The sequence below is a fragment of the Erwinia sp. S38 genome, from assembly GCF_016624545.1.
In the GTDB taxonomy this organism is placed as follows: Bacteria; Pseudomonadota; Gammaproteobacteria; order Enterobacterales; family Enterobacteriaceae; genus Erwinia; species Erwinia coffeiphila.
In genome coordinates this window covers 129246-141058 of sequence record NZ_JACVTS010000003.1, presented here as the reverse complement: position 1 = coordinate 141058, position 11813 = coordinate 129246, and the positions used below count along the sequence as shown (strand labels likewise).

Below are 11813 nucleotides of genomic sequence, written 5' to 3'. Positions count from 1 at the left end.
TTTAGCGCTAATCAAATTGCCGTTATCACTCCTTTCAGGCAAAATCTGGCAAACAAGGCGACTGCTAGCATGTTCATTCAGCGCCTGCAATGGATTCTATTCCCAAAAACGTCAGGTAAGACCATTAACGATGTATCCTGATGTCAAGCCGGGCAATTTTATTCCTCTCAACCGAAAAATGTGCCGACACATTCATTTTGGTTGCAATGGAGCGTGGCTGGCGCGGCGCTGTCGCGTTTTAAAGCCAGATATTCTGAACAGATTCACGGGGATCAAAGTGAAAATTAGCAGCGCGTTAATCTTGCTGGCCGTGTTTTCCCTCGCAGGATGCAAAACGGCCCCGTCACAGCCGGATGATGACACTCTGGTGACCAGTGAGGTCAATGGCGTGAAGCTGGTCCATCGATATGCAGTACAGGCCCCCACCTCTTTTACACCTGTAAACCAGCAATATCGTGCGCTTTATAAAGCCTCGGTGATGACCCGACCCGACTACAGCGGCAAGATTGTTCGTTACCTGGAAACCGGAAAACCCTTCACCGTACTGGGCGAAGCGGACCACTGGCTGGCCATTGCCGGCGACGATCCGCAACAGCTGGCAGGATATGTTCCTCTCAAGGCCGGTGTAAAAAGCGAACTGTATGACGCTACGCTGCGCAACGATCGCCCTCGCCCGCGCAAAGCGCGTAAAAAAGAGTGCGTTGACGTGGGTGGGCAGAGCAAAGCCTGCCGCAGCGGCGATACGGCGACATGGATCTTGCAATAACCCGAACCCGATGCGGCAGCCACACTGCCGGTGAATGGATAAAATAATTTATGCGGCTGCGGGCCTTTTCCTGGCTGCAGCACACAGCTGAGATCCTCGAATCCTGATGATGCCAGAACTTTCTCCGGCGACAGAGAGCTACGCGGCCCTTGATAATCCTCTGCTGGCAGCAGCATTTCCCTTGCTGAACGCCGTGGTGCAGATCCGCCAGGCCATCAGCCATGACGATCCGGCAGGTTTACGCCAGCAGCTGGTTGATGAGATCCGCCTGTTTGAAAGTCGCTGCCGCAAGGTGGAGCTACCGTTTGAGACGATTATCGGCGCCCGCTACTGCCTGTGTACGGTACTTGATGAGGCGGCTGCGCAAACGCCGTGGGGCAATCGCGGCGTCTGGTCAGGTAACGGACTGCTGGTAACATTTCATAACGAAGCCTGGGGCGGCGATAAGTTTTTTCAGCTGCTTTCCAGACTGTCGCAGAATCCCGATCGGCATCTTTCGCTGTTAGAAGTCATTAACTACTGTCTGCTACTGGGTTATGAAGGCCGCTACCGCACAATGGAAAACGGTCGCAGCCAGCGCGATGTCATTCGCGATCGTCTTGCCACGCTCATTGCTAATGTCCGTGATATGCCGCATCACAACCGTATATCTCCCCCGGTCGAGCTGCCGCATGAAGGTGCGCCATGGCGCGCGCCGGTGCCACTTTGGGCCTGCATATCAATTGCTGCCTTTATCGCCTGCCTGGTCTTCTCCAGCCTGAACTGGCGTCTGGGTAACACCGCCACCACCCTGCTACAGCAAATCTGGCAAACCCCGCTACCGGAAACGGTCGCTGGCCAGCGTGGCCCCGTTCCACAGGCGTTAACCGACCTGCGTTTGCGGCTTAGCGATCTGATTACCGCTCATCAGCTGGATGTGGTGGATACCAGCAGTGGCAGCCGGGTGATCCTGCCGGTAGACGGCCTGTTCAATGCCTCTGGTACGGTCCTTTCAGCCGAGGGGCGCGCGCTTATCGCCCGAGTTGCCACGGCGCTGGAAGCCGTTCACGGAACGCTGTTGATTAGCGTTTTCAGCGATGACCGACCGCGGCGTGAAGAACGTTTCCCCTCAAGCTATGAATATTCCCAGGCGCAGGCATCCGCCATCGCCAGCCTGATGCAGCAGCTGATTGCCCAGCCCGGTGTATCTATTCGCACCCAGGGGCGGGGCGATAGCGGTGCACTGATGCCCAACGACAGCGCTCAGAATCGGGCTCAGAACAGGCGTGTAGAGATTACCCTGTTCGCCGCGCCTGAAAACGATGACCGCAGCAACAGCACCGGAAAATCATGATGTTGAAAACCATTTTCGCCCTGCTTACCTGCCGACCGATATGGGGCCTGCTCGGCGTCAGCGCCCTCTGCGCCCTGATCTGGATGCTCGGGCCTTTACTGGCCCTCAGTCAGTTTCAGTTACTTGATAGCGATCTGAACCGCCAGTTGCTGATCGCCAGCTGCTATCTGCTGTGGGGGCTGTTTATGCTGCTGCCCCAGCTCTATCGCGCCTGGTATAACCGACGGATGCTGACGCGATTACAGTTGAACAGCCACGAACAGAATGAGTTACAGGCTACCAGTGAAATGCTGGATATGCGCTTTCACGACGCAACTCAACTGTTAAAAAAGATCCAGTTTCCGAATAGCTCCCCATCGCGCCGCAGCCGCTGGCTGCGCTTTTTCAGCGCCCGCTACCTCTATCAGCTGCCGTGGTATCTGATTGTCGGCGCACCGGGTGCGGGTAAAACTACCGCGTTACTGAACTCCGGACTGGAGTTCGCGCTACCCGACAGCCTGAATAAAGGCGCGCTGCGAGGCGTGGGCGGCACGCGCCACTGCGACTGGTGGTTCACACAACAGGCCGTACTGCTTGATACTGCGGGAAGATATACCCTTCAGGAGAGCCAGCGTACACGTGATGCCAGTGAATGGCAGACATTTATCGCCCTGCTTAAACGCTATCGTCCGCGTCAGCCAATCAATGGTGTGATCGTTACGCTCAGCGTGGCCGACCTGTTAAGTGACTCAGCGGAGATGCGCCAGGCGCAGGCGACAGCACTACGCAGCCGCATGGCAGAACTTCACCAGCAAACGGGTATCCACTTCCCGGTCTATATCATGGTGACGAAAAGCGATCTGCTTAAAGGCTTTATGAGCTATTTTGCCCAGTGCGACAAAAGCCAGCGGGAGCAGGTCTTTGGCTTCACTTTCCCGCTAAAGTCCACCGCGGATGAACTCGGCCCGCTGTTGCCCCAGTTTGAGCACCATTTCCATCAGCTGTGCAACCAGCTGATGAACGATCTCGCCTGCAATATGGCAAGGCAAACTGATATACAGCAGCGCGCAGACTGCTTCCTTTTTCCACAGGAATTCGCGTCTTTACGCCCGCTGCTGGCAGAGTATCTGACCACTATTTTCTCGCCCCGACAGGGTGAACCGGCCTGGTCCATACGCGGACTGTTCTTTACCAGCGGCACGCAGGAAGGTCTGCCGTTCGATCGCGTGATGGGCGAACTGGCGCGTAAACTCCAGCTGCCGCAGTCGCAGGGGCAGTCCATTGCCAGCTGGAACAGCGTCAGCCGTACTTCGCCCATTCCGGCCAATAAAGGGCAAAGCTATTTTATTCACGACCTGCTCAGTAAAGTGGTGTTTCGTGAAAGTGCGCTGGCCGGCAGCGACAGCCGCTGGGAGTTACGTAACCAGCGCCTGCACCGCATGGGGTATGCCGCCACAGCTGCTGCATTAGTGGCGTGTTGTGGGCTGTGGTACACCAGCTATGATAAGAATCAGCGTTATTTGCAACAAATTGACGCCAGGTTACCGGAAATCCAGCAGCAGGCCCGTACGCTGAGCGATAACAACAGCGGCGATATTACCGGGCTGCTGCCGTTTTTAAACAGCCTGGTGGCACTGCCTGAAGCGCCGGACTTTTCGCTCTCCTCGCCGCCGACGTTAATGCGAGCGGGGCTGTATCGGGGTGAGCAACTGTATAAGGCTAGCTGGGGCCTGTATCAAAATGCCCTTAAATCCCTGCTGCTACCGCGCGTTGCTCAGGCGATCACGCTCACGCTACAGGAAGATAACGGCGCAGACGAATCCTTCACCCGCGACGCGATCCGTGCTTATCAGATGCTGTACCAGCCGCGGACATACGATGGGCGTTTTCTGCGGGGCTGGGTGATGCAAAATCTGTCAAAAAATCCGCCACCGGATATTACCGATGCCCAGCTTAAGCAACTGGACTGGCATTTAAGCCAGCTTCTCGATAAGCAGATCCAAAGCTCACCCTACGCGCGTGACGGCGTATTGATAATGAGAAAACAAAATGGCAACCAGCACTGAACTGGGATGGTATGGCAAACTCCCGGCAGCAGGGGATTTTGTCCATCGCCGGATGCCCGAATCGCAGCTTGCCCAGTGGTCAAACTGGTTTAAATCCGGCGTAGTACAGTGGCAACAATTGCACAATAACTGTACTGAAGCCTTCGCTCGTGCGCCGATCTGGAATTTTGCGCTGCCTGCCACACTTGGCGTACAGCAGGTGCAAATTGGCTGCCTGATGCCGTCGCGGGATCGGGTGGGTCGCGTCTGGCCGCTGATGGCCGCACAAAAGATCGCGGTGTCGCAGTGGCACCCGGTTCAGCTGGCAATGGCCGGAGAGTGGTTTAACGCTTTGGGCAACGCGCTGCAACAGGCTGTCCGCCAGCAGAAAAGCGTCGATGAGGCCGAACTGGCGATAACTCGCCTTGCCCCGCTGCCTGAGACTGTAAAACTCGACGCCAGCACGATTATTGGCTATCGCGATAGTCCGACTCTCGCATGGCCGGAGGTTTCGCGCCGTTTCGATCCGCTACAGTACACCAGCTACTGGTGGACGAATCAGTGTGATGGCTGCCCGCTGGTAACGCACAAGCACAGCGGTAATTTAACCGCGCAGCTGTTTACACAATTATTTCATCCGACTCTGGCCGAAAATCCGGGCCGCCACGGACTTTATCCACCCATGTTTGACCAGGCTGACTGATCCGGGGGCGAAAACAGAAGTATGCGACTTACTCTTTTAAACCATCTGGAGCAGGACGTCTCCGTAAGCTGTGATTTCGCACCGCCTGGTGGCACCATCGGCCGCAGCGCGGATAACAATCTGGTCCTTCCCGATCCTGAACGCACCATTTCTCGTTTACAGGCGCTGGTTCATGTTTCCCCCGCCGGGGAATGTCGTCTGACCAGCCAGGGTAGCGTTATCGCAGTGATACACAATGAACGCTCCCTTGCCCGCGGTGAACAGGTCAGGCTGATGCACGGCGATACGCTGACGATTGGTCACTATCATATTATGGTTACCGATCCCCACAGGACCGACGACAGTACGGTGCTGGACGATCCGCTGCTGCTGTTTAATGGTGAAAGCAGCAGCACGGAAGATCCACTGGGGATTCTTAACCCGGCTGCGTTACCCGATAGCGTTCAGGAAAAACCGAGTGCGGAAGAGCTTGAACTGCGCGCCGCACGCGATGCTGCTGCCAGGCTGACGATAAACCCTCTTCCCACCAGCTACAGTGATAACGGCGATCCGGCAAGGGATGGCAGTCATGAGCAGCGGCTGCTCAATGCACTACTGGAAGGTATGGGTCTGGAGCCGGCGGCCGGTCAGACCGCTGAACTTAGCGAAGAGCAGATGCGCCTGACCGGCCGTATGCTGAGCCTGTTCTCACAGGGCACGGTCGCCCTGCTCTCCTCTCGTTCAATCCTCAAACGCGGGGTCAAAGCCGAAATGACCATGATCCTCAATGAGGCAAACAATCCGTTTAAAATTCTGCCCAGCGGTAAAACGGTACTGATGCAGATTTATCAAAGCCAGATGCCGGGGTTTATGCCGCCGGAGCAGGCGGTGCGCGACGCGCTGGTTGATTTACAGGCCCATCAGTTGGGGATGACCTCCGGGATTCGGGCAATTATCGCCGCAATGCTTCAGTCGTTTAACCCGCAGCGGCTGGAAGAACACGCCCGGCAGGACAGCGCTATCCCCAGACTGGCCCTCAGCACATCGCGCAAAGCGGCTCTGTGGGACTACTTTTTACGCCACTATCAGAATACATCCGGAGATATTGAGGATGACTTTCACTCGCTGTTTGGCGAGGCGTTTTTGCAGGCGTATGAAATGGAAGTCAACCAGTACAAAGATTCTCAAAGCGCCGAGGAGGATCGATGAATATCACCTTTTGCAGCACGTCACAGATTGGTGGGCGCGTCAGTAATCAGGACGCCACCGGTACACAGCTTAATGAGCAATTCGGTACGTTCGTCGTCTGCGACGGCGTGGCGGGCAGCCCCGGCGGGGAACGGGCCGCCGTCATTGCACGCGATACGCTGCTTTCTCAGACTGCCGGGCACAATGCACTTTCACCTTTGCAGACGGAAGAGATGATTGCCGCCTGCGAGCAGGCCATCCGTGCGGCGCAGCGGGCAGAACCCGCACTGAAGAAAATGAGTACCACCCTTGCCGCACTATTTATCGATCGCCCCGGACGGCGGGCCTGGTGGTGCCACGCCGGAGACACCCGCGTTTATCATTTTCGTCGCGGGGTGGTTCATGACATGACCCGCGATCATAGTCTGGTGCAGCAACTTCATGACGCCGGGTATGATAATACGGGAATAAACAGCCATTTACTGTATAACGCCCTGGGCACCGACAGCGTTCAGCCTCACGATTACAGCGCCGTATTGCCGCTGGAAGATGGCGATGTTTTTCTGCTGTGCAGCGATGGTTTTTGGAATAATTTGACACCTGCCGAGATGGAACAGGCATTAAGAATGGTAAACTCACCGCAGGAATGGCTGGCTCTAATGCAGAAAGCTATCGACCGCAGTGAAAAAAAGGATAATCTTAGCGCCGTGGCCGTCTGGTATGGGTCACCGCAGGACACTACTTTGCTTTTTTCTCTGACGGATTCAGCCCGGTTTTTACCACCGCGCGATTAATTTCAAGGAATGCTATGAAATATTGGTTGCCAGTTGTCCTGAGCCTGATGGCTGCCGCCAGCGCGCGGGCGGAAGATTACCGGGTCGTATCCTCTCCCAGCCTTTCGCTGGACGTATTTATTGATAATGTTACCAGCAGTGCTCCGCAGTCCTGGTGCCAGGAAACGATCAACCTGCGCATTGTTTCCGCAAAAGCCACTGAATCCGTCGTGCTCGATAAGTTCCTGCCGCAGGTCGGAAAGCTGCTGCACAACCAGTGCGGCAAGCTGAAAGAGCTGCCGTGGCAAATGACCAGCAGCCGTGGCTCAGTACTGGCCGTGGGCAATGCCCTGCAGAGCGGTGGCTGGCAGCCGGTCATTACCGCCGATGCCACCGCCACGGCCACCGCCGATAACGCCGCACCGCTGGATATCTCCCGCCCGGCAAACACCGTACCGCTTCACTACTTCGATCTGCCCGGCGGCTGCCACTTCCGTACCTGGTGGGACGATCGCGGCTCGTCGCTGTTTATCCCCGAAACGAAATCGATGACCTGTACCTCCGACGGCTGGCTGGAGGGGCGCAGTGAACTAAGCCTGATGGATGGTCAAAAACCTGCGCTGCCGCTGGAAGTCACTTTTTATCAGGGTTACCCGCTGCGGGACCTGCATCCTGCCCCGGGCGAACTTGACGTTGTCACAGTGAATAATCAGCGCATGGTAGTCAGCCGCCCGGGTGCGCCGGACAGCTGGCTGGTACTGCCATTTATTCCTGAGCTTCACGTCTGGTCTTTTGAAGGAACGCTGCTGATTAAGATGGACAAAACCGATGCCAGTAACGCCGCAGAAATTAAAGAGCGGGTTGAGAAATTGCGCCAGACATGGTCAGCGACGATCGATCCCAAAGTGAAAGTGAACGTGCTGCTGGTTGATGCCCTGCATGCCGATCTTGCCGACCCGGCAACAGGTGCCTGGCGCACCGTTAATTAAGTATCTGGCGTAGCGTACGTTAGGAGAGTTTTATTATGTCGGCAAACGAGCAGCAACAAAATGCGACCAAAGCGCTTCCGCCGGGCTATCGCTTCAATGAATTTGAAATTCAGGAAGTGATTGGCGGCGGTGGCTTCGGCATTGTTTATCGTGCCTGGGACCATCTGCTGGAACGCACTATCGCTATTAAGGAATTTATGCCGAACTCGCTGGCGACTCGCAGCGAGGATCTGTCCGTTATACTTCGGGCCGAGCGCCATCAGCGGCTGTTTAACGCCGGGATGAACAGTTTCGTGCAGGAAGCCCGGCTGCTGGCGCGTTTTAACCATCCCGGACTGCTGCACGTTCTGCGCTTTTGGGAAGGTAATGGCACCGCCTATATGGGCACGTTGTTCTATAGCGGGATGACGCTTAAAGCATGGCAATCCAGCCAGCCGCAGACGATTAATGAAGCATTGATCCGTCAACTGCTACCGCCGCTGTTTGGTGCCATCAACACCATCCATCGCGCAGGCTTCCTGCATCGGGATATTTCGCTGGATAATATTCAAATCCAGGAAAACCAGCTGCCGGTGCTGCTTGATTTTGGTTCTGCCCGCAAGGAGATTGGAAACCTCTCTGACGAAACCGAGATTATGCTCAAACCGGGCTTTGCGCCGCTGGAGCAGTACTGCGAAGAAAGCGATGCGGAACAGGGGCCGTGGACCGATATTTATGCCCTGGGTGCGGTGCTGCATACGCTGATTATCGGAACCCCTCCCCCGGTTAGCGTTGTGCGTAGCATTGAGGACAGCTATCAGCCGCTGAGCGATCTTCGCCCTGAGGGATATTCGCTGCCGCTGCTCAACGCCATTGACCGCTCGCTGATGATGGATGCCACGCAGCGCCCGCAGTCGATAGATGAGCTGGCGTCGCTGATTAATTTACCGGTGACTGACGTTGAAGACCTGCTCAGCACCATTGGCGAACCGCCAGTTTCGCCGACAGCGCAGCCCGAAGCGGAACCCGTTCCGGCAACAGAGACCGAAGCACCTGTGGCAGCGATAAACCCGGCAGCCAGCGCCGCTGAACCACTCATTGCGGCAAAGCGCCCACTTCGCTTGTCAAAGCCACTGCTGCTGCTGAGTGCCCTGGCCGTTCTTGCCGTGGGCACGGTGGTGTGGATGCTAAACCGCACTCCGCAGTCTGACGTCGTGCAGCCGGTAACCGAGGCTTCACCAACAGCTCCCGTAGCCGACGCCACAGCAGCCGCTGCCGACGCGCCAGCGCTGGCAACGGTGTATCTGAAACTAAGCAATGGGGATACGCTGTTGCTTAACAATAACGCGATGACGGTGACGCCAAATAACAGTGGCTACGCCGTACTGAATCTCGCGGCAGGTGACTATTTGCTGCAGGTACACAGTACGCAAGGCGACTACAGTCAGCAGTTGAAAATCGACCGCGCCGGAACCTGGCTGATTAACCCGGCGCATTGATGTGCAGATCCGGCGGGGTTATCCCGCCAGTCCACTGTGGCACTGCTGGAGTTCGCGCACCTTACTTGCCAGGTCGGTCAGGCAGTCATCATTGATGCCGCGCTGGTTAAGCTCTTTTTCCAGTGAAAACAGATACTGCGCATTCGTTCCCAGCGGACCGGTGGCTTTAGCAATCAGCGGCGCGATGGTCTGCGGGCAGGAGTCGGTTTCATACAGCGGATGGCGCGGGTCCATGATAAACACCAGCGCGGTGACTTTTCGGCCATCGTCCAGCGCCAACTCACACCAGGTAGGCAGATAGCAGCCGGTGATCATTTCGCGTTTCCACAGCAGCTCCAGCTCTTCGTGCAACTTTGCCTCCGGCAGGCAAAAGGCCAGGCCGGTGGTTTCACCGCCCTCTTTCAGAGCCAGCATTCGTCCGGGCTGACTGGCCGTTCCCCGTCCGGCGGTCAGGCGCAGGCAGAAAGCGCGATGCCAGCCGACCAGCGTACCGGTAGCGGCTTCATCGGCTTCAAACACCGGGTTCCACATTAGCGAACCGTAGCCGAAAATCCATACCGGGCTGTGGTCAGGGCGGCATGCGAGGGTCGCCGCCAGCGAAGCAGCCCGCTGCTCCGCACTCCATAACAGTGATTCCTCGATATCACCAAAAGCGGTTTTACAGTCAGCTTTTAATAAGAAATCTCTTGTTAACACTTTTACCTCCACGCCACTGCTCAAAATTCACCCTGCTGATTTCGCCGTCCGCGATTTAACTATTTTTGGTTATTTTATCAAACATTATTACTGACCTTATGCATTTATTCAGCAGCTTTCAAGTTGGAGGTGGATCACAAAAGAAAAAAAATGACCGGGTGGTGACGGGCAGGTGAAATTTGATATGTGAAACGGGGATGGCGGTATTCTGGAGGTGTGGTCTTCATTAACGATGTCTGCGGTTTGAAATGGGTAATATCGTCTTCAACGGAAGTGTCTTCGCTGACGGGTAGCGTTCCCTGCCGGGCAGGTCCTCACGTCGCTTCGCGATACCTTCTCTTCGTTCGTCAGCCTCACGGACCGCCGCAGACGCGCGTCCTGCGCGGCTGCGCCTTTTGCCCACGTCCTTGTGGGCAAATCCGGACTTCCTCTCTCCGTTCAGCGCTGCGGATAGCCCGTTCGGGATCGCTACCCGTCTGCTTTGACAGTTTTGTGTGGCCTGAAATGTAAGTTTTTAGATCTACAGCGACTCAATAGTACCGAAGGGCCCCCCCTCTGCGGCTGACGGGCAATCCGCAGCGCTGAGGTGAAGGCAGCACGACCGGAGATGGCAGCAGGGATGCTGACATCAGGCGTGGCGCGGGCAGGACGCCCGCTCCGCGCCGATCCGAAAGGCGTGATGCCTTAACCGAAGGCACCGCATAGCGGCGTGAGGACCGCCCGTCAGCCGCAGAGGCGGGTCCCAACACACCAGGTACGCAGCTACAAGCTCACATCACTATGTCCCTGAATACTCAGATAACCATCAACCATCCAATCATTAACACTTTTCTTTTTTGCTAAACCAGTTTAGCTTACTGGCAGATTTTTACTTCAGGACAATCACAATGACGCAACGAATCTGGGTATTGGGTGATGCAGTAATCGATTTGCTACCGGAACAGGACGATCGCCTGTTGAAATGCCCCGGCGGCGCACCGGCTAACGTCGCGGTTGGCATCGCGCGGCTTGGTGGTAATAGCGCCTTTATCGGCTGCGTGGGCGATGACCCGTTCGGCGAATTCCTGCAGCACACACTACGTGACGAAGGCGTTGATATCAGCAATATGCATCGCGAAAAAGGCCATCGCACCTCTACCGTGCTGGTCAGCCTGGACCAGCACGGCGAGCGACAGTTTACCTTTATGGTGCGCCCCGCCGCTGACCTGTTCCTCAGCAGCGAGCGGCTGCCGCGCTTCGCCGCCGGTGAAGGGCTGCACCTCTGCTCGATTGCTCTCAGCGCCGAGCCCAGCCGCAGCGCAGCGCTGGAGGCAATGCATGCCATCAAACAGGCAGGAGGCTGGGTAAGCTTCGATCCCAATCTGCGCGAAGATCTGTGGCCTGACCACCAGCTGCTGACATCCCTGCTGGATACCGCCTTCCAGCTGGCCGATATCATCAAACTGTCTGAAGACGAGTTAGCGACCCTCAGTGACGCCAGCGATCTTGCCGCCCGCATTGTCGATTTCGGCAGCCGCTATCAGCCCGCACTGCTGCTGGTGACCTGCGGTGCCGAAGGCGTCTGGCTGTGGCAGAACGGCACGCAGCGGCACTTCCCGGCTCCGACCGTGAACGTCGTCGATACCACCGGCGCGGGCGATGCCTTCGTTGCCGGGCTGCTGGCGGCACTGGCGCTGGAAGACAGCCCACTGGCACCGCACAAGCTGGAATCCGCCATTCAGCAGGCGCAGCGCAGCGGCGCGGCGGCCACCACCGCTAAAGGCGCAATGACCGCTCTGCCCTACGCCGCAAACCTCGCCGAAATCCACTAATTAAATGGATAAAATGCTAACCCGATCACACTTCCTAAACCGGGTTAGCAATTCAGATTGATCATTTCGTGCC

General features: G+C 56.6%; 10 protein-coding genes. 9 read left to right on the top strand and 1 reads right to left on the bottom strand.

The window, feature by feature from the left end:
• The first annotated feature begins 277 nt into the window (after positions 1-277).
• The 8 genes from IBT46_RS04995 (at position 278) to IBT46_RS04960 (ending at position 9233) form a co-directional block, all read left to right on the top strand.
• The gene (locus IBT46_RS04995) at positions 278-766 is read left to right on the top strand and encodes a hypothetical protein (RefSeq protein WP_105594372.1); all 489 of its coding nucleotides are present in this window, start codon (positions 278-280) and stop codon (positions 764-766) included.
• Positions 767-872: 106 nt separating this feature from the next.
• On the top strand, positions 873-2099 hold the full coding sequence (icmH, locus tag IBT46_RS04990) for a type IVB secretion system protein IcmH/DotU (protein ID WP_370569389.1): 1227 nt from the start codon (positions 873-875) through the stop codon (positions 2097-2099).
• Positions 2099-4144, top strand: a complete 2046-nt coding sequence (gene tssM / locus IBT46_RS04985) for a type VI secretion system membrane subunit TssM (RefSeq protein ID WP_200544810.1) — start codon at positions 2099-2101, stop codon at positions 4142-4144. The genes icmH and tssM overlap by 1 nt, the downstream gene beginning before the upstream one ends.
• Positions 4128-4826, top strand: coding sequence for a type VI secretion system-associated protein TagF (gene tagF, locus IBT46_RS04980; protein WP_200544564.1), 699 nt, complete (start codon positions 4128-4130; stop codon positions 4824-4826). The genes tssM and tagF overlap by 17 nt, the downstream gene beginning before the upstream one ends.
• Before the next feature lie 21 nt (positions 4827-4847).
• Positions 4848-6014 (top strand): type VI secretion system-associated FHA domain protein TagH, encoded by a 1167-nt coding sequence (gene tagH, locus IBT46_RS04975; protein ID WP_200544562.1) that lies wholly within the window; start codon positions 4848-4850, stop codon positions 6012-6014.
• Entirely contained in the window at positions 6011-6787 is a 777-nt protein-coding gene (locus IBT46_RS04970; RefSeq protein WP_200544560.1) for a PP2C family serine/threonine-protein phosphatase, read from the top strand. The genes tagH and IBT46_RS04970 overlap by 4 nt, the downstream gene beginning before the upstream one ends.
• Before the next feature lie 14 nt (positions 6788-6801).
• Positions 6802-7755: a hypothetical protein gene (locus IBT46_RS04965; RefSeq protein ID WP_200544558.1), complete on the top strand. Its 954-nt coding sequence runs from the start codon at positions 6802-6804 to the stop codon at positions 7753-7755.
• Positions 7756-7790: 35 nt separating this feature from the next.
• On the top strand, positions 7791-9233 hold the full coding sequence (locus IBT46_RS04960; protein ID WP_200544556.1) for a serine/threonine-protein kinase: 1443 nt from the start codon (positions 7791-7793) through the stop codon (positions 9231-9233).
• An 18-nt stretch (positions 9234-9251) separates the two neighbouring features.
• Here the strand turns inward: IBT46_RS04960 and IBT46_RS04955 are convergent, their stop codons facing one another.
• A complete protein-coding gene (locus IBT46_RS04955) occupies positions 9252-9929 on the bottom strand; it encodes a gamma-glutamylcyclotransferase (protein ID WP_200544554.1) in 678 nt (225 codons plus the stop codon).
• 887 nt (positions 9930-10816) lie between these two features.
• Between IBT46_RS04955 and IBT46_RS04950 the strand changes: the two genes are divergently transcribed.
• Positions 10817-11740, top strand: coding sequence for an aminoimidazole riboside kinase (locus IBT46_RS04950; RefSeq protein WP_200544552.1), 924 nt, complete (start codon positions 10817-10819; stop codon positions 11738-11740).
• Positions 11741-11813: the final 73 nt, after the last annotated feature.

Excerpts from the sequence above, each read along its gene's own strand:
- IBT46_RS04950 (WP_200544552.1), top strand. The coding sequence starts at position 10,817 with ATGACGCAACGAATCTGGGTATTGGGTGATGCAGTAATCGATTTGCTA.
- IBT46_RS04970 (WP_200544560.1), top strand. The coding sequence starts at position 6,011 with ATGAATATCACCTTTTGCAGCACGTCACAGATTGGTGGGCGCGTCAGT.
- IBT46_RS04965 (WP_200544558.1), top strand. The coding sequence starts at position 6,802 with ATGAAATATTGGTTGCCAGTTGTCCTGAGCCTGATGGCTGCCGCCAGC.
- icmH (WP_370569389.1), top strand. The coding sequence starts at position 873 with ATGATGCCAGAACTTTCTCCGGCGACAGAGAGCTACGCGGCCCTTGAT.
- IBT46_RS04960 (WP_200544556.1), top strand. The coding sequence starts at position 7,791 with ATGTCGGCAAACGAGCAGCAACAAAATGCGACCAAAGCGCTTCCGCCG.
- tssM (WP_200544810.1), top strand. The coding sequence starts at position 2,099 with ATGTTGAAAACCATTTTCGCCCTGCTTACCTGCCGACCGATATGGGGC.
- tagH (WP_200544562.1), top strand. The coding sequence starts at position 4,848 with ATGCGACTTACTCTTTTAAACCATCTGGAGCAGGACGTCTCCGTAAGC.
- tagF (WP_200544564.1), top strand. The coding sequence starts at position 4,128 with ATGGCAACCAGCACTGAACTGGGATGGTATGGCAAACTCCCGGCAGCA.